19 protein-coding genes are annotated in these 22,507 nt (G+C 70.0%); 3 read left to right on the top strand and 16 right to left on the bottom strand.

All coding sequences use genetic code 11. The features are described 5' to 3' along the window. Window positions 1–56 precede the first annotated feature (56 nt). The gene (locus tag ACFVDM_RS23085) at window positions 57–665 is read left to right on the top strand and encodes a Uma2 family endonuclease (RefSeq protein WP_383643063.1); all 609 of its coding nucleotides are present in this window, start codon (window positions 57–59) and stop codon (window positions 663–665) included. Window positions 666–686: 21 nt separating this feature from the next. Here the strand turns inward: ACFVDM_RS23085 and recQ are convergent, their stop codons facing one another. The 15 genes from recQ to ACFVDM_RS23010 form a co-directional block, all read right to left on the bottom strand. Then, window positions 687–2,714, bottom strand: coding sequence for a DNA helicase RecQ (gene recQ, locus ACFVDM_RS23080; protein WP_383643060.1), 2,028 nt, complete (start codon window positions 2,712–2,714; stop codon window positions 687–689). A gap of 148 nt (window positions 2,715–2,862) precedes the next feature. After that, window positions 2,863–4,527 (bottom strand): NADH-quinone oxidoreductase subunit NuoN, encoded by a 1,665-nt coding sequence (nuoN, locus tag ACFVDM_RS23075; protein WP_383643057.1) that lies wholly within the window; start codon window positions 4,525–4,527, stop codon window positions 2,863–2,865. Further along, window positions 4,524–6,095 (bottom strand): NADH-quinone oxidoreductase subunit M, encoded by a 1,572-nt coding sequence (locus ACFVDM_RS23070; protein WP_383643054.1) that lies wholly within the window; start codon window positions 6,093–6,095, stop codon window positions 4,524–4,526. Before ACFVDM_RS23070 ends, nuoN begins: the two co-directional genes overlap by 4 nt. A 4-nt stretch (window positions 6,096–6,099) precedes the next feature. Further along, window positions 6,100–7,995: an NADH-quinone oxidoreductase subunit L gene (nuoL, locus tag ACFVDM_RS23065; RefSeq protein WP_383643051.1), complete on the bottom strand. Its 1,896-nt coding sequence runs from the start codon at window positions 7,993–7,995 to the stop codon at window positions 6,100–6,102. A gap of 13 nt (window positions 7,996–8,008) precedes the next feature. Then, a complete protein-coding gene (gene nuoK, locus ACFVDM_RS23060; RefSeq protein ID WP_018101339.1) occupies window positions 8,009–8,308 on the bottom strand; it encodes an NADH-quinone oxidoreductase subunit NuoK in 300 nt (99 codons plus the stop codon). Next, the gene (locus ACFVDM_RS23055) at window positions 8,305–9,135 is read right to left on the bottom strand and encodes an NADH-quinone oxidoreductase subunit J (protein WP_383643048.1); all 831 of its coding nucleotides are present in this window, start codon (window positions 9,133–9,135) and stop codon (window positions 8,305–8,307) included. Before ACFVDM_RS23055 ends, nuoK begins: the two co-directional genes overlap by 4 nt. Then, window positions 9,132–9,851 (bottom strand): NADH-quinone oxidoreductase subunit NuoI, encoded by a 720-nt coding sequence (gene nuoI / locus ACFVDM_RS23050; protein ID WP_383643045.1) that lies wholly within the window; start codon window positions 9,849–9,851, stop codon window positions 9,132–9,134. The genes ACFVDM_RS23055 and nuoI overlap by 4 nt, the downstream gene beginning before the upstream one ends. Continuing rightward, on the bottom strand, window positions 9,844–11,247 hold the full coding sequence (nuoH, locus tag ACFVDM_RS23045; protein WP_383643042.1) for an NADH-quinone oxidoreductase subunit NuoH: 1,404 nt from the start codon (window positions 11,245–11,247) through the stop codon (window positions 9,844–9,846). Before nuoH ends, nuoI begins: the two co-directional genes overlap by 8 nt. Beyond that, window positions 11,244–13,748, bottom strand: coding sequence for an NADH-quinone oxidoreductase subunit G (locus ACFVDM_RS23040; RefSeq protein WP_383643039.1), 2,505 nt, complete (start codon window positions 13,746–13,748; stop codon window positions 11,244–11,246). Before ACFVDM_RS23040 ends, nuoH begins: the two co-directional genes overlap by 4 nt. Then, the gene (gene nuoF / locus ACFVDM_RS23035) at window positions 13,745–15,121 is read right to left on the bottom strand and encodes an NADH-quinone oxidoreductase subunit NuoF (RefSeq protein WP_383643036.1); all 1,377 of its coding nucleotides are present in this window, start codon (window positions 15,119–15,121) and stop codon (window positions 13,745–13,747) included. The genes ACFVDM_RS23040 and nuoF overlap by 4 nt, the downstream gene beginning before the upstream one ends. Continuing rightward, window positions 15,121–15,843: an NADH-quinone oxidoreductase subunit NuoE gene (nuoE, locus tag ACFVDM_RS23030; protein ID WP_383643255.1), complete on the bottom strand. Its 723-nt coding sequence runs from the start codon at window positions 15,841–15,843 to the stop codon at window positions 15,121–15,123. Before nuoE ends, nuoF begins: the two co-directional genes overlap by 1 nt. Before the next feature lie 29 nt (window positions 15,844–15,872). Then, on the bottom strand, window positions 15,873–17,195 hold the full coding sequence (locus tag ACFVDM_RS23025) for an NADH-quinone oxidoreductase subunit D (protein WP_383643032.1): 1,323 nt from the start codon (window positions 17,193–17,195) through the stop codon (window positions 15,873–15,875). Then, on the bottom strand, window positions 17,195–17,908 hold the full coding sequence (locus ACFVDM_RS23020) for an NADH-quinone oxidoreductase subunit C (protein WP_383643029.1): 714 nt from the start codon (window positions 17,906–17,908) through the stop codon (window positions 17,195–17,197). Before ACFVDM_RS23020 ends, ACFVDM_RS23025 begins: the two co-directional genes overlap by 1 nt. Next, window positions 17,905–18,459, bottom strand: a complete 555-nt coding sequence (locus ACFVDM_RS23015) for a NuoB/complex I 20 kDa subunit family protein (protein WP_383643026.1) — start codon at window positions 18,457–18,459, stop codon at window positions 17,905–17,907. Before ACFVDM_RS23015 ends, ACFVDM_RS23020 begins: the two co-directional genes overlap by 4 nt. A gap of 18 nt (window positions 18,460–18,477) precedes the next feature. Further along, the gene (locus ACFVDM_RS23010; RefSeq protein ID WP_003992243.1) at window positions 18,478–18,837 is read right to left on the bottom strand and encodes an NADH-quinone oxidoreductase subunit A; all 360 of its coding nucleotides are present in this window, start codon (window positions 18,835–18,837) and stop codon (window positions 18,478–18,480) included. A 782-nt stretch (window positions 18,838–19,619) separates the two neighbouring features. Between ACFVDM_RS23010 and ACFVDM_RS23005 the strand changes: the two genes are divergently transcribed. Together ACFVDM_RS23005 and ACFVDM_RS23000 are read left to right on the top strand one after the other, a co-directional pair. Then, window positions 19,620–20,459 carry a C40 family peptidase gene (locus ACFVDM_RS23005; protein WP_383643023.1) on the top strand — a complete coding sequence of 280 codons (840 nt, stop codon included), beginning with the start codon at window positions 19,620–19,622 and terminating at the stop codon, window positions 20,457–20,459. Between the two features lie 180 nt (window positions 20,460–20,639). Continuing rightward, window positions 20,640–21,902, top strand: coding sequence for an MFS transporter (locus tag ACFVDM_RS23000; RefSeq protein WP_383643021.1), 1,263 nt, complete (start codon window positions 20,640–20,642; stop codon window positions 21,900–21,902). Window positions 21,903–22,008: 106 nt separating this feature from the next. On the opposite strand, the gene ACFVDM_RS22995 is transcribed toward ACFVDM_RS23000, so the two are convergent. Next, window positions 22,009–22,497, bottom strand: a complete 489-nt coding sequence (locus ACFVDM_RS22995) for a DinB family protein (protein WP_383643018.1) — start codon at window positions 22,495–22,497, stop codon at window positions 22,009–22,011. Window positions 22,498–22,507: the final 10 nt, after the last annotated feature.

Raw genomic sequence — 22,507 nt, 5'->3', positions numbered from 1 at the left:
CCGTACCCGGCGGATACGCTGGACGTTCCCGCGAGACTCCGTCCATGGGAGCACTGATGAGCGTCGAACCCGAGGCCCCCGAGCCGCGGTGGGCGGTCCCGCCCGAGGGCGGCTGGACCGCCGATGACCTGGACACACTCCCGAATCTGCCTCCGCATACGGAGCTGATCGACGGGAGCCTTGTCTTCGTGAGTCCGCAGAGCCTTTTCCACTCACGGGCGGTCAGCTTCTTGGAGTGGCAGTTGCAGTCACTGGCACCGCCCGATCGGGAAGTCGTACGTGAATTCACCATCGACATCGACCGCTACAACCGACCCGAGCCCGACATCATCGTCGTCGACGGCACGATCGTCGAGGACCTGGATCAGACCCGCTTCCCCGCCGAATCCGTTCAGCTGGCCATCGAGGTCGTGTCACCGGAGTCCCGGTCGCGTGACCGGGAGACCAAGCCGGTGAAGTACGCACGGGCGAAGATCCCGTATTACTGGCGGGTGGAGAACCACGACGGGCGTGCCGTCGTGTACGTCTTCGAACTGGAGCCCGCGACCGGCGCCTACACCTCGACCGGGATCTTCCACGACCGGATGAAGGTGTCCGTCCCCTTCCCGGTCGACCTCGACCTCACGGCCATCACGCCGCGCCGCCGCGGGGCGGACCCGCAGTAGGACCGCCCCGCCCGCCGCATCTCACTCGTACTCCGGCGGCTCCTCGTCCCAGCCGAACCCGTCGTCGTCGAAGGCCGGCGCCTGGGCGGCGGGCCGGGCGGCCGGGGCCGGGGCTTCGGAGGGGGCGGGGGTCGGTGTGGGGCTCTCCGTGTCCGGGGCGGGCGGGAGGCCTGCCAGGACCTCCAGGACGCCCTCCCCGTACGTCGCCAGCTTCTTCTCGCCGAGGCCGCTGATGCCGCCCAGCTCGGCGAGGGACGACGGGCGCAGGGTCGCGATCTCGCGGAGGGTCGCGTCGTGGAAGATCACGTACGCGGGGAGGCCCAGCTCCTTGGCCTGGGCGCCGCGCCAGGCGCGGAGGGCGTCGAAGACGGGGACGGCGGTCTCGGGGAGGTCGGCGGGGGCGGCCTTGGCCTTGCGGTCGCCCCGGGCGGAGGAGGAACGGGAGGCGGCGGGCTTCTTGGGCTCCTTGCGGAGGGCGACCTCGCGCTGCCGGGAGAGGACGGCGGCGCTGCCCTCGGTGAGGACCAGCGTGCCGTACTCGCCCTCGACGGCGATGAGGCCCTGGGCGAGCAGCTGGCGCACGACGCCGCGCCACTCGGCCTCGGCCAGCTCCTCGCCGATGCCGAAGACCGAGAGCTGGTCGTGGTCGAACTGGATGACCTTCGCGGTGCGGCGGCCGAGCAGGATGTCGATGATCTGGCCCGCGCCGAACTTCTGGCCGCGCTCCCGCTTCAGCCGGACGACGGTGGAGAGCAGCTTCTGGGCGGCCACCGTGCCGTCCCAGGTCTCGGGCGGGGTCAGGCAGGTGTCGCAGTTGCCGCAGGATGCCTCGGTGGGCTCCTGGCCGAAGTACCGCAGGAGCTGGGCGCGGCGGCAGTGGGCCGTCTCGCAGAGGGCGAGCATCGCGTCGAGGTGGGAGGCGGCGCGGCGGCGGAAGGCCTCGTCGCCCTCGCCGCCCTGGATGAGCTTGCGCTGCTGGACGACGTCCTGGAGGCCGTACGCCATCCAGGCCGTGGACGGGGCCCCGTCGCGGCCCGCGCGGCCGGTCTCCTGGTAGTAGCCCTCCACGGACTTCGGCAGGTCGAGGTGGGCGACGAAACGGACGTCCGGCTTGTCGATGCCCATGCCGAAGGCGATGGTCGCGACGACGACGAGGCCCTCCTCGCGCAGGAAGCGGGACTGGTGGGCGGCGCGCGTGCCGGCGTCCAGCCCCGCGTGGTACGGAACGGCCTCGATGCCGTTGCGGCAGAGGTACTCGGCGGTCTTCTCGGTGGAGGCGCGGGAGAGGCAGTAGACGATGCCGGCGTCCCCGGCGTGCTCCTCCTTGAGGAAGGTGAGGAGCTGCTTCTTGGGGTCGGACTTGCCGACGATCCGGTACTGGATGTTGGGGCGGTCGAAGCTGGCCACGAAGTGCTTGGCGTCGGGCATGCCGAGGCGCTGGGTGATCTCGCCGTGCGTGGCCTCGGTGGCCGTGGCCGTCAGGGCGATGCGCGGGACGTCGGGCCAGCGCTCGCCGAGCACCGACAGGGCCAGGTAGTCGGGGCGGAAGTCGTGGCCCCACTGGGCGACGCAGTGCGCCTCGTCGATCGCGAAGACGGAGACCTCGCCCCGGGCGAGGAGCGCGAGCGTGGAGTCCAGCCGCAGCCGCTCGGGGGCCAGATAGAGCAGGTCCAGCTCGCCCGCCAGGAACTGGGACTCCATCGAGCGGCGCTCGTCGAAGTCCTGCGTCGAGTTGATGAATCCGGCCCGCACGCCGAGCGCCCGCAGCGCGTCGACCTGGTCCTGCATCAGGGCGATCAGCGGCGAGATCACGATGCCCGTGCCTCGTCTGACCAGGGACGGGATCTGGTAGCAGAGGGACTTTCCGCCGCCGGTCGGCATGAGCACGACGGCGTCCCCGCCGGCCACCACATGGTCGACGATCGCTTCCTGCTCGCCCCGGAACGCCTCGTACCCGAAGACGCGGTGCAGCGTGCGCCGCGCCTCGCTCTCGGTCCCGGCCCCGGTGGGGTCCGTGGTCCTGTCCGTCACGCCTGTCCCGCCCGTCATGTTCATCGCGCTGTTCCCCCGACGGCTGTCCGTTCCCGTCCCTGTGCTCTCCCCTGCCACGATAGGCGCCGCCTACGACAACGCCGGACGGGCTTGACTTCCCGAGGGAGGCCGAGCCCGTCCGGCGCCGTGATGCGGCGGTGTCCGGCTACCGCGCGAACACCCCCGCCTGGCCCGCGAGGTCCAGGAAGTACTGCGGGGCCAGGCCCAGCACCAGGGTGACGGCGACGCCGAGCCCGATCGTGGTCATCGTCAGCGGGGACGGGACGGCGACCGTGGGGCCGTCCGCCTTCGGCTCGCTGAAGAACATCAGCACGATGACCCGGATGTAGAAGAACGCGGCGATCGCCGAGGAGATCACACCGACGACGACCAGACCGGTCGCCCCGCCGTCCGCCGCGGCCTTGAACACCGCGAACTTGCCGGAGAAGCCCGAGGTGAGCGGGATCCCGGCGAAGGCCAGCAGGAAGACCGCGAAGACCGCGGCGACCAGCGGGGAGCGCCGGCCGAGCCCGGCCCACTTCGACAGGTGCGTCGCCTCGCCGCCGGCGTCGCGCACCAGGGTGACGACGGCGAACGCGCCGACGGTCACGAAGGAGTACGTGCCGAGGTAGAAGAGCACCGAGGAGATGCCCTCCGGCGTGGCCGCGATGACACCGGCCAGGATGAACCCGGCGTGCGCGATCGAGGAGTACGCCAGGAGCCGCTTGATGTCGGTCTGGGTGATGGCGACGACCGCGCCGCCCACCATCGTGACGATGGCGACGCCCCACATGACGGGGCGCAGGTCCCAGGTGAGGCCCGGCAGCACCACGTACAGCAGGCGCAGCAGCGCGCCGAACGCGGCGACCTTCGTGGCCGCGGCCATGAAGCCGGTGACCGGGGTCGGGGCGCCCTGGTAGACGTCCGGGGTCCACATGTGGAACGGGACGGCGCCGACCTTGAAGAGCAGACCGGTCAGGATCATCGCGCCGCCGATGAGCAGCAGCGCGTCGTTGCCCATGGTGTCGGCGAGCGCCGGGTCGATCTTCTGGATGGAGCCGTCGACGACGGTCGCGATCTTCGCGTACGAGACGGAGCCCGCGTAGCCGTAGAGGAGGGCGATCCCGAAGAGCAGGAAGGCCGAGGAGAACGCGCCGAGCAGGAAGTACTTCACGGCGGCCTCCTGCGACATCAGCCGCTTGCGGCGGGCGACGGCGCACAGGAGGTACAGCGGGAGGGAGAAGACCTCCAGGGCCACGAAGAGCGTCAGCAGATCGTTGGCCGCGGGGAAGACCAGCATGCCGGCCACCGAGAAGAGGACCAGCGGGAAGACCTCGGTGGTGGTGAAGCCGGCCCGGACGGCGGCCTTCTCGCTGTCGCTGCCGGGCACCGAGGCGGCCTGGGCCGCGAAGGAGTCCACCCGGTTGCCGTGCGAGGCGGGATCGAGCCGACGCTCGGCGAAGGTGAAGACGGCCACCAGGGACGTCAGCAGGATGGTGCCCTGGAGGAACAGGGCGGGTCCGTCGACGGCGACGGCGCCCATCGCGGCGATGTGCGCGTCCGTCGTGCCGTATCCGGCGGCGGCCAGGCCGATCACCGCGGCGAAGGCGGCGACCAGCGCGGCGACGGTCAGCAGGACCTGGGTGTAGTAGCGGGCCCGGCGCGGCACGAAGGCCTCGACGAGGACGCCCAGGACGGCGACGCCGATCACGATCAGGACCGGGGACAGCTGGGTGTACTCGATGACCGGCGCCGTGAACTTCTCCTCGGGCGCGGCCGTCGTCACCCCGCCCGCCACGGTCCACAGGCTGTGGACAGCTGTTGCGCTCACTTGGCGGCCTCCACCTCGGGCTGGGGGTCCTTCTTCTGTACGTCCGACATGGTGTGCTGCACCGCCGGGTTGACGATCTCGGTGAGCGGCTTCGGATAGACGCCCAGGAAGATCAGCAGGGCGATCAGCGGGACGACCACCGTCAGCTCACGGACCTTGAGGTCCGCCATGCCCTGGACCTCGGCCTTGACCGGGCCCGTCATCGTCCGCTGGTAGAGGACGAGGACGTAGATCGCGGCGAGCACGATCCCGGTGGTGGCGATGATGCCGACCGCCGGATAGGCGGAGAACGCGCCGACCAGGACCAGGAACTCACTGACGAACGGGGCGAGGCCCGGCAGCGACAGCGTGGCGAGTCCGCCGATCAGGAAGGTGCCGGCCAGCACCGGGGCGACCTTCTGCACCCCGCCGTAGTCCGCGATGAGCCGCGAGCCGCGCCGGGTGATCAGGAAGCCGGCCACCAGCATCAGCGCGGCGGTCGAGATGCCGTGGTTGACCATGTAGAGCGTGGCGCCCGACTGGCCCTGGCTGGTCATCGCGAAGATGCCCAGGATGATGAAGCCGAAGTGCGAGATCGACGCGTAGGCGATCAGGCGCTTGATGTCGCGCTGGCCGACCGCGAGCAGCGCGCCGTAGACGATGCTGATCAGGGCCAGGACCAGGATCACCGGGGTGGCCCACTTGCTGGCCTCCGGGAAGAGCTGGAGGCAGAAGCGGAGCATCGCGAAGGTGCCGACCTTGTCGACCACGGCGGTGATCAGCACGGCGACCGGGGTGGTCGCCTCGCCCATGGCGTTGGGCAGCCAGGTGTGCAGCGGCCAGAGCGGGGCCTTCACCGCGAAGGCGAAGAAGAACCCGAGGAAGAGCCACCGCTCGGTGCCGGTCGCCATGGTGAGCGAGCCGTCGGCGCGGGCGTCGGCGATCTCGGAGAGCGAGAACGTCCCCGTGACCACGTGGAGCCCGATGACGGCGGCGAGCATGATGAGCCCGCCGACCAGGTTGTAGAGGAGGAACTTCACGGCCGCGTAGGAGCGCTGGGCCGAGGCGTTCTCGTCGGTGCCGGTGTGCGCCCGGTCCCCGAAGCCGCCGATGAGGAAGTACATCGGGATGAGCATGGCTTCGAAGAGGATGTAGAAGAGGAAGACGTCGGTGGCCTCGAAGGAGAGGATCACCATCGCTTCGACCATCAGGATCAGGGCGAAGAATCCCTGGGTGGGGCGCCAGCGCGAGGAGCTCGTCTCCAGGGGGTCGGCGTCGTGCCAGCCGGCCAGGATCACGAACGGGATCAGCAGGGCCGTGAGCGCCATGAGCGCCAGGCCGATGCCGTCCACGCCCAGTTCGTACCGGACGCCGAAGTCCGCGATCCAGGCGTGGGACTCGGTGAGCTGGTAGCGCGCGCCGTTGGGCGTGAACCGGGCGAGCGCGATGCCCGCCAGGACCAGGGTGCCCAGCGAGAAGGCGAGCGCGACCCATTTGGCCGTGGTGCGCCGGGCGGCCGGGACGGCGGCGGTGGCCACCGCGCCGATCGCCGGGAGCGCCGCCGTCGCTGTCAGGAGGGGAAAGGACATGGGATCAGACCGCCCTCATCAGCAGGGTCGCGGCGATGAGAACCGCCGTACCGCCGAACATCGAGACCGCGTAGGAGCGGGCGTAGCCGTTCTGCAGTTTGCGCAGCCGGCCGGAGAGCCCGCCCATGGACGCGGCCGTGCCGTTGACGACGCCGTCGACCAGGGTGTGGTCGACGTAGACCAGGGAGCGGGTGAGGTGCTCGCCGCCGCGGACCAGGACCACGTGGTTGAAGTCGTCCTGGAGGAGATCGCGGCGGGCCGCCCGGGTGAGCAGCGAGCCGCGCGGGGCGACCGCGGGCACCGGCTTGCGTCCGTACATCGCCCAGGCGAGGGCGACACCGAGGACGAGCACCACCATGGTGGCGGCGGTGACGGTGGTCGCGCTGACCGGGGCGTCCCCGTGGCTGTGGCCGGTGACCGGCTCCAGCCAGTGCAGGAAGCGGTCGCCGATGGAGAAGAAGCCGCCGGCGAAGACCGAGCCGACCGCCAGGACGATCATGGGGATCGTCATGGAGCGCGGGGACTCGTGCGGGTGCGGCTCGTGGCCGTCCGCGTCCGGGACCCAGCGCTTCTCGCCGAAGAAGGTCATCAGCATCACGCGCGTCATGTAGAACGCGGTGATCGCGGCGCCCAGCAGGGTGACCGCGCCGAGGATCCAGCCCTCGGTGCCGCCCTTGGCGAAGGCCGCCTCGATGATCTTGTCCTTGGAGAAGAAGCCGGAGAGGCCGGGGAAGCCGATGATCGCCAGATAGCCGAGGCCGAAGGTGACGAAGGTGACCGGCATGTACTTCCGCAGGCCGCCGAACTTCCTCATGTCGACCTCGTCGTTCATGCCGTGCATGACCGAACCGGCGCCGAGGAAGAGCCCGGCCTTGAAGAAGCCGTGCGTCACCAGGTGCATGATCGCGAAGACGTAGCCGATCGGGCCGAGCCCGGCGGCCAGGATCATGTAGCCGATCTGCGACATCGTGGAACCGGCGAGGGCCTTCTTGATGTCGTCCTTGGCGCAACCGACGATCGCACCGAAGAGCAGCGTGACCGCGCCGACGACCACGACGACCAGCTGGGCGTCGGGGGCGCCGTTGAAGATCGCGCCGGAGCGGACGATCAGATAGACACCGGCGGTGACCATGGTCGCGGCGTGGATGAGGGCGGAGACCGGGGTCGGGCCCTCCATCGCGTCACCGAGCCAGGACTGCAGCGGCACCTGGGCGGACTTGCCGCAGGCGGCCAGCAGCAGCATCAGGCCGATCGCCGTCAGCTTGCCCTCGCTCGTCTCGCCGGTGGCCTCCAGGACCGGGCCGAAGGCGAAGGTGCCGAAGGTGGTGAACATCAGCATGATCGCGATCGACAGGCCCATGTCGCCGACCCGGTTGACCAGGAAGGCCTTCTTGGCGGCGGTGGCCGCGCTGGGCTTGTGCTGCCAGAAGCCGATGAGCAGGTACGACGCCAGACCGACGCCCTCCCACCCGACGTACAGCAGCAGGTAGTTGTCGGCGATGACCAGGATCAGCATCGCCGCGACGAACAGGTTGAGGTAGCCGAAGAAGCGGCGACGGCGCTCGTCGTGCTCCATGTAGCCGATCGAGTAGATGTGGATCAGGGTGCCCACACTGGTGATCAGCAGTACGAAGGTCATCGACAACTGGTCGAGCTGGAAGGCCACATCGGCCTGGAAGCCCTCGACGGGGATCCAGCTGAACAGCTTCTGGTGCAGCGCGCGGTCCTCGGCGCCCTTGCCGAGCATGTCGGTGAAGAGCACCACGGCGACGACGAAGGAGACGGCGGCGAGCGCGGTGCCCAGCCAGTGGCCGGCTCGGTCGAGGCGCCGGCCTCCGCAGAGCAGCACCACCGCTCCGAGCAGGGGCGCCGCGACGAGCAGCGCAATCAGGTTGTTCACGGTCAAGCGCCCCTTACAGCTTCATCAGGCTGGCGTCGTCGACCGAGGCCGAGTGACGGGAACGGAACAGCGACACGATGATCGCGAGCCCGACCACGACCTCCGCGGCGGCGACGACCATCGTGAAGAAGGCGATGATCTGGCCGTCGAGGTTGCCGTGCATCCGGGAGAAGGTGACGAACGCGAGGTTGCAGGCGTTGAGCATCAGCTCCACGCACATGAACACCACGATCGCGTTCCGCCTGATCAGGACCCCGGCGGCGCCGATGGTGAACAGCAGAGCGGCGAGATAGAGGTAGTTGACCGGGTTCACTTGGCGACCTCCTCTTCTTCTGCGGTGTCCCGGCCCAGCCGCTCACCGGAGCGCTGCTCCAGTGCCTTGAGGCCGGCCAGCGACTCGTGGGACACGTCGCGCATCTGGCCGCGCTTGCGCAGCGTCTGCATGACGGTGAGTTCGGACGGGGTGCCGTCGGGGAGCAGACCGGCGATGTCCACGGCGTTGTGCCGGGCGTAGACGCCGGGGGCGGGCAGCGGCGGGAGGTGCGTGCCGCGCACGCGCTCCTCGGACAGCTCCCGCTGGGTCTTGGCCCGCTCGGTGCGCTCGCGGTGGGTCAGCACCATCGCGCCGACCGTCGCGGTGATCAGCAGCGCGCCGGTGATCTCGAAGGCGAAGACGTACTTGGTGAAGATGAGGCTGGCGAGCCCCTCCACGTTTCCGCCGTGCTCCGTGTTGGCGACACCCAGGCCGTTGAAGCTGTTCAGCGAGGCGTTGCCGATGCCGGCGATCAGGAGGACGCCGAAGCCGAGGCCGCAGCCGGCGGCCAGCCAGCGCTGGCCCTTGATGGTCTCCTTCAGGGAGTCCGCGGCCGTGACGCCGACGAGCATGACGACGAAGAGGAACAGCATCATGATCGCGCCCGTGTAGACGACGATCTGGACGATGCCGAGGAAGTAGGCACCGTTGGCGAGGTAGAACACCGCCAGGATGATCATGGTCCCGGCGAGGCTCAGCGCGCTGTGCACCGCCTTCTTCATGAGCACCGTGGACAGGGCGCCGAGCACGGCGACCGTGCCCAGCACCCAGAACTGGAAGGCCTCGCCGGTCGAGGTCTGGGAGGCCGCGGCGGCCAGGCCGGTCATGCGTCCACCTCCTGCGCGGAGCCGTTGCCCTCGCTGTGCGCGTCCTCGGGCTTCTCGCCCTTGGAGACGGCGACCTGACGCTCCGTACCCGGGGCGGCCTCGGTCACCAGGCCCCGGTAGTAGTCCTGTTCGTCCATGCCCGGGAAGATCGCGTGCGGGCTGTCGACCATGCCTTCCTCCAGGCCCGCGAGCAGCTCGTCCTTGGTGTAGATGAGGCTCTCGCGGGTGGTGTTGGCGAGCTCGAACTCATTGGTCATCGTGAGCGCCCGGGTCGGGCAGGCCTCGATGCACAGACCGCAGAGAATGCAGCGCGCGTAGTTGATCTGGTAGACGCGGCCGTAGCGCTCCCCCGGGGAGTAGCGCTCCTCGTCCGTGTTGTCCGCGCCCTCGACGTAGATCGCGTCCGCCGGACAGGCCCAGGCGCACAGCTCGCAGCCGACGCACTTCTCCAGGCCGTCCGGGTGGCGGTTGAGCTGGTGCCGCCCGTGGAAGCGCGGCGCCGTCACCTTCGGCGTCTCGGGATACTGCTCGGTGAGCCGCTTCTTGAACATGGCCTTGAAGGTCACGCCGAAGCCGGCCACCGGATTGAGGAACTTCTCCTCCGAGGACGGGGAGGATCCCGACGCCCCGGAGCCGCCCGAGGGCGCGACCGCCCCCTTCGGCCCGGTGGGCTTCGCCGGCTTCCCGGACCCCGGGGACCCAGACAGTTCAGACACCGCCGGCCTCCTTTCCGTCACTCGGATTTCCGTCACTCTGAGTATCCACTCCGCCACTGACAACGAGCTCCCGCTCGCGGCGCGGAGTACGCCGCGGTACCGGCGGCAGGGTCTGTCCGGGCAGCGGCGGCACCGGGAACCCGCCCGCCATCGGGTCGAACGCGGGCTCCGGTTCGGCACGCCCGGCGGCGGCCTTGTCCTGCTTGTCTCGGAAGATGTCGACGACGAAGGAGATCAGCAGGACCGCGATCACGGCTCCGGCCACGTAGAGCAGGATCCTTGTGAAGTCGTAGCCCTCGTTGCGCAGCGCCCGCACGGTCGCGACCAGCATCAGCCAGACCACGGAGACCGGGATGAGGACCTTCCAGCCGAGCTTCATCAGCTGGTCGTAGCGGACGCGGGGCAGCGTGCCGCGCAGCCAGATGAAGAAGAACAGCAGCAGCTGGACCTTGACGACGAACCAGAGCATCGGCCACCAGCCCTGGTTCGCGCCCTCCCAGAAGGTGCTGATCGGCCACGGGGCCCGCCAGCCGCCCAGGAACAGGGTGGTGGAGACCGCCGAGACGGTGACCATGTTGACGTACTCGGCGAGCATGAACATCGCGAACTTGATCGACGAGTACTCGGTGTTGAAGCCGCCGACCAGGTCGCCCTCGGACTCCGGCATGTCGAACGGGGCGCGGTTGGTCTCGCCGACCATCGTGACGATGTAGATGATGAAGGAGACCGGCAGCAGGATGATGAACCAGCGGTCCTCCTGCGCCTCCACGATCTTCGAGGTCGACATCGACCCGGAGTAGAGGAAGACCGAGGCGAACGCGGCGCCCATCGCGATCTCGTACGAGATCATCTGCGCGCAGGAGCGCAGACCGCCCAGGAGCGGGTACGTCGATCCGGACGACCAGCCGGCCAGCACGATGCCGTAGATGCCGACCGAGGCGACCGCGAGGATGTAGAGCATCGCGATCGGCAGGTCGGTGAGCTGCATCGCCGTACGGTGGCCGAAGATCGAGACCTGGTTGTCGGACGGGCCGAAGGGGATCACGGCGATGGCCATGAACGCCGGGACGGCCGCGACGATCGGGGCGAGGACGTAGACGACCTTGTCCGCCCGCTTGACGATCACGTCCTCCTTCAGCATCAGCTTGATGCCGTCGGCGAGCGACTGGAGCATGCCCCAGGGACCGTGCCGGTTGGGGCCGATGCGCAGCTGCATCCAGGCGACGACCTTGCGCTCCCACACGATGGAGAAGAGCACCGTCACCATCAGGAACGCGAAGCAGAAGACCGCCTTGACGACGACGAGCCACCACGGGTCGTTGCCGAACATCGACAGGTCCTCGGCGGCGAGCACGGAGCCGTGCGGGGCCGCGGCGAGTTGAGCGAAGGCACTCACGCCCCCACCTCCGGTGCGTCGTCGGGAGTGCCGGCGGCGGGGCCGATGCGGACCAGACCACCGGGCTGTACGCCGGTGTCGCCCGGGACACCGCGCCCGGCGGAGTTCAGCGGCACCCAGACCACCCGGTCCGGCATGTCGGTGACCCGGAGCGGCAGTTCGACGGTGCCCGCCGGGCCGGAGACGGCGAGGAGGTCGCCGTCCTTGACGCCGGTCTCGGCGGCCGTGGCCGCGGAGAGCCGGGCGAGAGCGGCGTGCCGGGTCCCGGCCAGCGCCGTGTCGCCCTCCTGGAGCCGTCCCAGGTCGAGCAGCATCCGGTGGCCGGCGAGGATCGCCTCGCCGTCGCCGGGCCGGGGCAGCGGCTGCGCGGGGACGCGCGGCTCGTCGGCGTGGTCGCCCTGCCAGTGGCCGAGCCGGTCCAGCTCGCGGCGCACGGACTTGAGGTCCGGCAGCGCGAAGTGGACGTCGAGCGCGTCGGCCAGCATGTGCAGCACCCGGGCGTCGCCGGGGGCGAGCGTCCGCGTCATCTGCTCGGGCTTCAGCGCGGCCTCGAACATCCGGACCCTGCCCTCCCAGTCGAGGAAGGTCCCGGACTTCTCGGCGACCGCGGCCACCGGGAACACCACGTCGGCGCGGTCGGTGACCTCGCTGGGCCGCAGTTCCAGGGAGACCAGGAAGCCGACCGCGTCCAGCGCCTCCAGGGCACGGGCCGGGTCCGGCAGGTCCTCGGTGTTCACCCCGGCGACGAGCAGCGCGCCCAGTTCACCGGTGGCCGCGGCCTCGATGATCTGGCCGGTGTCGCGGCCGAAGCGGGAGGGGAGTTCGGCGACGCCCCAGACGGCCGCCACCTCGTCCCGGGCCCGCGGGTCGGTGGCCGGGCGGCCGCCGGGCAGCAGCGACGGGAGGGCGCCCGCCTCCACCGCGCCGCGCTCGCCGGCCCGGCGCGGGATCCACACCAGCCGGGCCCCGGTCGCGGTCGCCGTCCGCACCGCGGCGGTCAGCCCGCCGGGCACCCCGGCGAGCCGTTCGCCCACCACGATCACGGCGCCCTCGGCGCGCAGCGCCTCGGCGGCGGCGGCCCCGTCGCCGTCCAGTCCGACCCCGCCCGCGATGGCGTCCAGCCATTCGGTCTCGGTGCCGGGGGCGGCGGGAAGGAGCGTGCCGCCGGCCTTGCCGAGGCCCCGGGTGGCGTGCGTGGCGACGGAGAAGGTGCGCTGGCCGTGCTTGCGGTGGGCCTTGCGCAGCCTGAGGAAGACGCCGGGGGCCTCCTCCTCGGACTCGAAGCCGACCAGCAGCACGGTCGGGGCCTTCTCCAGCGAGGTGTACGTGACCCCGCTGCCGTCCAGGTCCGTGCCGCGTCCGGCGACGCGCGAGGCCAGGAAGTCGGCCTCCTCGCCGCTGTGCACCCGGGCCCGGAAGTCCACGTCGTTGGTGTCCAGGGCGATCCGGGCGAACTTCGCGTACGCGTACGCGTCCTCGACGGTCAGCCGGCCGCCGGTGAGGACACCGGTCCGGCCGCGGGCCGCGGAGAGTCCGGCGGCCGCCGCCTCCAGCGCCTCGGGCCAGCTCGCCGGCTCCAGCTCACCCGACTCGCCCCGCACCAGCGGGGTGGTGAGCCGGTCGCGCTGCTGCGCGTAGCGGAAGCCGAAGCGGCCCTTGTCGCAGAGCCATTCCTCGTTGACCTCGGGGTCGTTGGCGGCCATGCGGCGCATGACCTTGCCGCGCCGGTGGTCGGTGCGGGTGGCGCAGCCGCCCGCGCAGTGCTCGCAGACCGAGGGCGTCGACACCAGGTCGAAGGGGCGGGAGCGGAATCGGTACGCCGCCGAGGTCAGCGCCCCGACCGGGCAGATCTGGATGGTGTTGCCGGAGAAGTACGACTCGAAGGGGTCGCCCTCGCCGATGCCGACCTGCTGGAGCGCGCCGCGCTCGATCAGCTCGATCATCGGGTCGCCGGCCACCTGGTTGGAGAACCGGGTGCAGCGGGCGCAGAGCACACAGCGCTCCCGGTCCAGCAGCACCTGGGTGGAGATCGGCACGGGCTTCTCGTACGTCCGCTTCTTCCCCTCGAAGCGGGAGGTCGCGTCGCCGTGGGACATGGCCTGGTTCTGGAGCGGGCACTCGCCGCCCTTGTCGCAGACCGGGCAGTCCAGCGGGTGGTTGATGAGCAGCAGCTCCATCACCCCGCGCTGCGCCTTGTCGGCGACGGGCGAGGTGAGCTGCGACTTGACGACCATGCCGTCGGTGCAGGTGATGGTGCAGGACGCCATCGGCTTGCGCTGGCCCTCGACCTCGACGATGCACTGGCGGCAGGCGCCGGCCGGATCGAGGAGCGGGTGGTCGCAGAAGCGCGGGATCTCGATGCCGAGGAGTTCGGCGGCGCGGATGACCAGGGTGCCCTTGGGCACGCTGATCTCGATGCCGTCGATGGTCAGCGTGACCAGGTCCTCGGGCGGGATCGCCGCTTCGCCGCCCCCGGAGGGCGCACTCGTGGTGACTGTCATGCGTTCACCCCCTGGGATGCGTTCTTGTCGTCGGCCCAGAGGGTCGATTTGGCGGGGTCGAAGGGGCAGCCCTTGCCCGTGATGTGCTGCTCGTACTCCTCGCGGAAGTACTTCAGCGAGGAGAAGATCGGTGAGGCGGCGCCGTCGCCGAGGGCGCAGAACGACTTGCCGTTGATGTTGTCGGCGATGTCGTTGAGCTTGTCCAGGTCGGACATCTGTCCCTTGCCGGCCTCGATGTCGCGGAGCAACTGGACGAGCCAGTAGGTGCCTTCGCGGCAGGGCGTGCACTTGCCGCAGGACTCGTGCGCGTAGAACTCGGTCCAGCGGGTGACGGCCCGCACCACGCAGGTCGTCTCGTCGAAGCACTGGAGCGCCTTGGTGCCGAGCATGGATCCGGCGGCGCCGACGCCCTCGTAGTCGAGGGGCACGTCGAGGTGCTCCTCGGTGAACATCGGGGTGGAGGAGCCGCCCGGGGTCCAGAACTTCAGCCGGTGGCCGGGGCGCATCCCGCCGCTCATGTCGAGGAGCTGGCGCAGGGTGATGCCGAGCGGGGCCTCGTACTGGCCGGGTCCGGCGACATGGCCGCTGAGCGAGTAGAGCGTGAAGCCCGGGGACTTCTCGCTGCCCATCGACTTGAACCAGTCCTTGCCCCGGTTCAGGATCGCGGGAACCGAGGCGATGGACTCGACGTTGTTCACCACGGTGGGGCAGGCGTAGAGACCGGCGACCGCGGGGAAGGGCGGGCGCAGCCGGGGCTGGCCGCGGCGTCCTTCGAGCGAGTCGAGCAGCGCGGTCTCCTCACCGCAGATGTACGCGCCGGCGCCCGCGTGCACGGTGAGTTCCAGATCGAGACCGGAGCCCAGGATGTCCTTGCCGAGATAGCCCGCCTCGTACGCCTCGCGGACGGCCTCGTGGAGCCGTCGCAGGACGGGGACGACCTCGCCGCGCAGATAGATGAAGGCGTGCGAGGAGCGGATCGCGTAGCAGGCGATCACGATGCCCTCGATGAGGCTGTGCGGGTTGGCGAAGAGGAGCGGGATGTCCTTGCAGGTTCCCGGCTCGGACTCGTCGGCGTTGACGACGAGGTAGTGCGGTTTGCCGTCGCCCTGCGGGATGAACTGCCACTTCATCCCGGTGGGGAAGCCGGCGCCGCCGCGGCCGCGCAGTCCGGAGTCCTTGACGTACGCGATGAGGTCGTCCGGGGACATGGCGAGGGCCTTGCGCAGGCCCTCGTAGCCCTCGTGGCGCCGGTAGGTGTCCAGGGTCCAGGACTCGGGCTGGTCCCAGAAGGCGGAGAGGACGGGGGCGAGCAGTTTCTCGGGGCTGTTCCCGTTGCCGCTGCCGTTGTCGTTGAGTTCGGTGGTCAACGTCATCACTCCCCTCCCTGTGGCTGCGGGCGTTCCCCTCGGGGCCCCACCACGCGGGCCTGCGGAGCGGTTTCGCCCTTGGCGAGCTTCAGGCCGATGAGCGAGGCGGGGCCGGCACCGCCGGAGGCGGCGACGGCGCCGGGGCGCTCGTCGGGGAAGCCGGCCAGGATCCTGGCGGTCTCCTTGTACGTGCAGAGGGGGGCGCCGCGGGTGGGCTCGACGGGACGTCCGGCGATGAGGTCGTCGACCAGTTGGGTCGCGCTCTCGGGCGTCTGGTTGTCGAAGAACTCCCAGTTGACCATCACGACGGGTGCGAAGTCGCAGGCGGCGTTGCACTCGATGTGTTCGAGCGTCACCTTGCCGTCGGCGGTCGTCTCGTCGTTGCCGACGTCGAGGTGCTCCTTGAGCCGGTCGAAGATCGCGTCGCCGCCCATCACCGCGCAGAGCGTGTTGGTGCAGACGCCGACCTGGTAGTCGCCGCTCGGCTTGCGCCGGTACATCGTGTAGAAGGTGGCGACCGCGGTGACCTCGGCGGTGGTGAGGCCGAGCATCTCGGCGCAGAAGGCCATGCCCGTACGCGAGACGTACCCCTCCTCGGACTGCACCAGGTGCAGCAGCGGGAGCAGCGCGGAGCGGCTGCCGGGGTAGCGGTCGATCACCTCCTTCGCATCCGCTTCGAGCCTGGCGCGCACCTCGGCCGGGTAGGCGGGGGCGGGGAGCTGCGGCATCCCCAGACTGACTTCCTGACGTGCTTCGGTCACCGGTCGACGCCTCCCATCACGGGGTCGATGGATGCGACGGCGACGATGACGTCGGCGACCTGGCCGCCCTCGCACATCGCCGCCATGGCCTGGAGGTTGGTGAAGGACGGGTCGCGGAAGTGGACCCGGTAGGGGCGGGTTCCGCCGTCCGAGACGACGTGCACGCCGAGTTCGCCCTTGGGCGATTCGACGGCGGCGTACGCCTGTCCGGCGGGGACCCGGAAGCCCTCGGTCACCAGCTTGAAGTGGTGGATCAGGGCCTCCATGGAGGTGCCCATGATCTTCTTGATGTGGTCCAGCGAGTTGCCGAGACCGTCCGGGCCGAGCGCGAGCTGCGCGGGCCAGGCGATCTTCTTGTCGGCGACCATGACCGGTCCGGGTGCGAGCCGGTCGATGCACTGCTCGATGATCCGCAGCGACTGGCGCATCTCCTCCAGCCGGATGAGGAAGCGGCCGTAGGAGTCGCAGCTGTCCGCGGTGGGGACGTCGAACTCGTAGTTCTCGTATCCGCAGTACGGGTCGGTCTTGCGCAGGTCGTGCGGGAGTCCGGCGGAGCGCAGGATCGGGCCGGTGGCGCCGAGCGCCATGCAGCCGGTCAGGTCCAGGTAGCCGACGTCCTGCATGCGGGCCTTGAAGATGGGGTTGCCGGTGGCGAGCTTGTCGTACTCCGGCAGGTTCTTCTTCATGGTCTTCACGAACTCGCGCAGCTGGTCGACCGCGCCCGGAGGCAGGTCCTGGGCGAGTCCGCCGGGGCGGACGAACGCGTGGTTCATCCGGAGTCCGGTGATCAGCTCGAAGAGATCGAGAACTAGTTCACGATCGCGGAAGCCGTAGATCATGATCGTGGTGGCGCCCAGCTCCATGCCGCCGGTGGCGATGCACACCAGGTGGGAGGAGAGCCGGTTGAGCTCCATGAGGAGCACGCGCAGGACGCTGGCGCGGTCGGGGATCTGGTCCTCGATGCCGAGGAGCTTCTCCACGCCGAGGCAGTACGCCGTCTCGTTGAAGAACGGCGTCAGGTAGTCCATGCGCGTGACGAACGTGGTGCCCTGGGTCCAGCTGCGGTATTCGAGGTTCTTCTCGATGCCGGTGTGGAGGTAGCCGATGCCGCAGCGGGCCTCGGTGACGGTCTCGCCGTCGATCTCCAGGATGAGCCGGAGCACGCCGTGGGTGGACGGGTGCTGGGGGCCCATGTTGACGATGATGCGCTCGTCGTCGGAGGCGGTGGCGTTCTCGACGATCTCGTCCCAGTCGCCGCCGGTGACTGTATATACAGTCCCCTCGGTCGTGGCGCGGGGCGTGGCATGGGGAGTGGTCATCAGGAGTACGACCTCCGCTGGTCCGGAGCCGGGATCTGGGCGCCCTTGTACTCGACGGCGATGCCGCCGAGCGGGTAGTCCTTGCGCTGCGGGAAGCCCTGCCAGTCGTCCGGCATCATGATCCGGGTGAGGGCGGGGTGCCCGTCGAAGATCAGTCCGAAGAAGTCGTAGGCCTCGCGCTCGTGCCAGTCGTTGGTCGGGTAGACCGGCACGAGGGACGGCAGATGCCGGTCGGTGTCCGGGGTGGACACCTCCAGGCGGATCAGCCGTCCGTGGGTGAGCGAGCGCAGGTGGTAGACGGCGTGCAGCTCGCGTCCCTTGTCGCCGGGGAAGTGGACGCCGCTCACCCCCGTGCACAGCTCGAAGCGCAGCGCCGGGTCGTCGCGCAGGGTCCGGGCGACGGTGAGCAGGTGCTCGCGGGCGATGTGGAAGGTGAGTTCGCCGCGGTCCACGACGGTCTTCTCGATGGCGTTCTCGGGGAGCAGGTCCTGCTCCTCCAGCGCGCCCTCCAGCTCGTCGGCGACCTCGTCGAACCAGCCGCCGTAGGGCCGGGAGGAGGCGCCGGGCAGGGCGACGGTGCGGACCAGGCCGCCGTAGCCGGTGGTGTCGCCGCCGTTGTTGGCGCCGAACATGCCCTTGCGTACGCCGATGACCTCGCCGCGGTCGTCGCGCGGGGCGGGGACGCCGTTGGTGGTGTTCTGTTCGTCGCTCACCGCAGGAGCCCCTTCATGTCGATCAGGGGCAGGGCCTTGAGCGCCGCTTCCTCGGCCTCGCGGGCGGCCTCCTCGGCGTTGACCCCGAGCTTGGAGCCCTGGATCTTCTGGTGGAGCTTGAGGATGGCGTCCATCAGCATCTCGGGCCGCGGTGGGCAGCCCGGCAAATAGATATCAACCGGGACAATGTGATCAACACCCTGAACAATGGCGTAATTATTGAACATTCCACCGGATGACGCGCAAACGCCCATGGAGATGACCCACTTGGGGTTGGGCATCTGGTCGTAGACCTGGCGAAGGACGGGCGCCATCTTCTGGCTCACCCGTCCCGCCACGATCATCAGGTCCGCCTGCCGCGGCGAGCCGCGGAAGACCTCCATGCCGAACCGGGCCAGGTCGTAGCGCCCGGCTCCGGTCGTCATCATCTCGATGGCGCAGCAGGCGAGGCCGAAGGTGGCGGGGAAGACGGAGGACTTCCGCACCCAGCCGGCGGCCTGCTCGACAGTGGTCAGTACGAAGCCGCTGGGCAGCTTCTCTTCGAGTCCCATGGTGTGCCCCTCAGCCCCTCAGTCCCATTCCAGACCGCCGCGTCGCCACACGTACGCGTAGGCGACGAAGACGGTGAGCACGAAGAGCAGCATCTCCACGAGCCCGAAGATCCCCAGGGCGTCAAAGGTGACCGCCCAGGGATAGAGGAAGACGATCTCGATGTCGAAGACGATGAAGAGCATCGCCGTCAGGTAGTACTTGATGGGAAAGCGGCCGCCTCCGGCCGGAGTCGGGGTGGGTTCGATACCGCACTCGTACGCTTCGAGCTTCGCCCGGTTGTAGCGCTTGGGACCGATAAGCGTGGCCATGACCACGGAGAAGATCGCAAACCCTGCCCCGAGGGCGCCGAGCACGAGGATGGGCGCGTAGGCATTCACGCTCCTCGCTCCTTCCAGTCGTCCTTGACCGTTGGACCGCATCGGGCGAACCGGTTCCCCGCCTCACCAAGATCGTGCACATGTGAGGCAGTTCACAAGCCCGACTGCCCCGCATCCTATGCCCGCCATCCTGTGATCTGCGACACGGGGTACGACAACGCCTTTGTGATCTCCACCACCTGACGAACGATCATGAAGTCGGATGAGCGGTGATCTTCGTACACGAAGCGGCCGAGTGATCACGAGACGTGACATCCATTGCCGTACATGCTGGTCAAACGGGTGTCGCCCTATCAAGCGGAGGCACCATCCGCCAAATTGGCCATGGACGCGAGGGGGTGATAAAGGAATCCTCCGTCGCTTCACAAGCATTCCTTCACCCGCGCGAGGGGCCCGCACGGAACGAAGTGGACGGAAAGCCGCATCCACCCCCTAGGGGGCGAATACCCCCTCGCGCGCCGCCCGTTCCGCGCCCCCATCCCCGGGCCGCGCACCCATCGGCCGCACACACACCCCGACGAGACCATCCTGTGACCTGCGTCACCCGTAGGGGAACGGCGGAAAACCGGGCTTGGCCAAGCGTGTGAACGGATGGTAAGTGACGGGCAATTCGGGCGTATTACTGAAAACCCGTGTTCACAGCCGTGATGACGCCTGCCCGTTTTGCCCGTTACGGCGTCAATAAAGGCCGCCAGAAAGCGGATTCACAGGTTCCGGACGTAACTGTGTCGCAACACACGTTTCTTGATGGGACCCCTACGGCCCTGATAGCGCTAGTACCCATGTCCCACTCCGCTCTCATACCCAGCCACCGGAAGCCCCGCCGAAACGCCTCCAAGACGGCGCTGCGGGCCGGAGTTGCCGGTGGCGTCCTCAGCACGATCGCGGTCGCGGGTGCCGCCGGTCCGGCCCAGGCCGAGCCGGTGACCCAGACCATCGAGATGCCGACCCTCACGGACGGTCTCTCGACCACCGTCGCGGCGTCCGCCGAGGCCACGCAGCAGGTCGCCCTGGACCTGGAGACGCAGGCCCACGAGGACGCGGCCGCCACCAGCGCCGCCAAGGCAGCCAAGAAGGCCAAGGCCGAGGCCGTCCGCAAGGCCGAGGCCAAGAAGAAGGCCGAGGCCGCCGCGAAGGCCAAGGCGGAGGCCGCCGAGCGCGCCTCCCGCACGGCCGCCCGCACGACGCTCAGCACCACCTCGGGCTCCTCGTCCTCCTCGTCGTCGTCCGCCTCCACGGCCACGGCCTCGTACTCCTCCAGCGCCACCGGCTCCGCCGCCTCCGTCGTCGCGTTCGCGCAGGCCCAGGTCGGCGACGCGTACGTGTCCGGCGGCACCGGCCCCAACTCCTGGGACTGCTCCGGCCTCGTCCAGGCCGCGTTCCGCACGGTCGGCGTCGACCTGCCGCGCGTCTCGCAGAGCCAGTCGACCGCGGGCACCCAGGTCTCGCTGAGCAACCTCCAGCCGGGCGACATCCTGTACTGGGGCAGCGCGGGCAGCGCGTACCACGTCGGGATCTACGTGGGCAACGGCCAGTTCGTCGGCGCGCAGAACTCCTCCACCGGAGTCGTGCAGCGCCCGCTGTCCTACGACATGCCCACGGGCGCCGTGCGCGTGCTCTGAGTTCACGGATTCACAAGCGCTCCGGAACCCCTGTTCCGGAGTGCTTCGAAGGGCCACCGCTCCCCCGCTCGGGGGCGGTGGCCCTTCGGCATCCCCGTTGACGTCGCGAACCTGCCGGACATCGTCCGCGTGTGCTTGTGCACTGGAGGGAACAGCCCACCGAGCACAGGACGGCCCTCCATGCACCGCACGGCCACCACGCCCCCGCCCGTCTCCGGCCGTCCCACCGGCACCCCGTTGCGCGGCCGGCCCTCGGTGGGCGCGTTGACCCTGGCCCTCTTCGCCCTCGTCACCACCGAGATCCTGCCGATCGGTCTGCTGACCCCGATCGGCGCCGACTTCGGCGTCGCGGACGGTACCGCGGGCCTGATGATGACCATGCCCGGCATCCTCGCCGCCGTCGCCGCCCCGGCGGTGACCCTCACGACGGCCCGCGTCGACCGCAGGCTGATGCTCTGCGCCCTGATCCTGCTGCTCGCGGTGGCCAACTTCCTCACCGCCGCGGCGACGGCCTACTGGCTGGTGCTCGTCGCCCGGGTGCTCGTCGGCGTCACCATCGGCGGTTTCTGGTCGATCGGCGCCGGTCTCGTCGGCCGGCTGGTCCGCCCCGAGTCGGCCGGGCGCGCGACGGCGGTCGTCTTCGCGGCCGTCCCCCTCGGTTCCGTCCTCGGTGTCCCCGCCGGCACGCTCGTCGGTGATCTGGCGGGCTGGCGCACCGCGTTCGCGGTGATGGGGCTGCTGAGCACCGGCGCGCTCGCCCTGCTGCTGCTGACACTCCCCGCCCTGCCCCCGGAGGGGGACGGCACCCGCACCTCGGTGCTCCGCACCCTGCTGCGCGGCACGGACACCCGGTACGCCCTGCTGATGACGTTCCTCGTCGTCATGGCGCATTTCGCCACGTACACCTACGTGACGCCCCTCCTCCAGCAGATCACCGGGGCCGGTCCGGCACGGATCACCGGGTACCTGCTGATCTACGGCACCGCCGGCGTCGCCGGCAACTTCATCGGGGGCGCACTGGTCACGCGAGCGCCCCGCCTCGCGTTCGGGGCCGCCGCCGCGACGATCGCCGCCGCGACCGCGCTGGCCCCCGTCCTCGGCCGCACCGACGCGGGCGCGCTCACCGTGCTGGTCGTCTGGGGACTCGGCTACGGCGCGGTGCCGGTCTGCTCCCAGACCTGGTTCGTCCGCGCGGCCCCGCGCGCGCCCGAGGCCGCCACGGTCCTGTTCACCGCGTCCTTCCAGGCGACGCTCGCCGCCGGCGCCCTCACCGGGGGCGCGGTCGTCGACCACACCTCGCTCCGCGCGGTCATGTGGTGCGGGGCGGGGGCGGCCGGCCTGGCGGTGCTCGTCGCGTCGCGGACGAGGAACGCCGGGCCCGGCCGCCGCCTCCGCCGGGACGCCGAACCGACCGGGGACGGTCGCTCCCCCGCCCGGAACTGACGGCTCCTCCGTCCGCGGACGGACGGCGGGCCTTCGGTGTCATCGGGGCGGAACGGCCGAAACGCGCGAAACGCGCGGAACACGATGGGCGACACCGCAGGGGTACTCAGCGCGGCCCCAGTCCCGTCCGCCCGTCGAGGAGTTCACGGACGATGTCCAGATGGCCGGCGTGGCGCGCGGTCTCCTCCACGAGGTGCAGGACGATCCCGCGCAGGTCGGAGACTTCGTCGCCCATCATGTCGGGCAGGCGCCCCTTCGGGAGCGCCGACAACGGGGTGCGGGCGATCACGGCGTCGGACCGGCGGCACTGGTCCTCGTAGAACGCGAAAACCACCTCCGGCGCCCGCGGTGTCGTCAGCGGCGCATCGCCGTCGGTCCACGGCAACGGCTCGGCCCCTCCGGTGACGACCTCCTGGAACCAGTACCTCTCCGCGTGCCCCAGATGTTCTATCAGCCCCAGCGGCGTCCAGCCCGACGGCAGGACCGGCGTGGTCAGCGACCGTGCGTCGAGCCCGTCGACGATGGCCAGCACACTGGCTCGCTGCGCGGCGAGGAATGCCGACAGGGTCGCCTTCTCCTTGCTCTCAGTGTCCATGCGGGCATGG

Source organism: Streptomyces sp. NPDC057682, from assembly GCF_042799575.1.
Classification (GTDB): domain Bacteria; phylum Actinomycetota; class Actinomycetes; order Streptomycetales; family Streptomycetaceae; genus Streptomyces.
The sequence above is the reverse complement of the archived record's forward strand: the minus strand, read 5'-3'. Positions and strand labels throughout refer to the sequence as shown.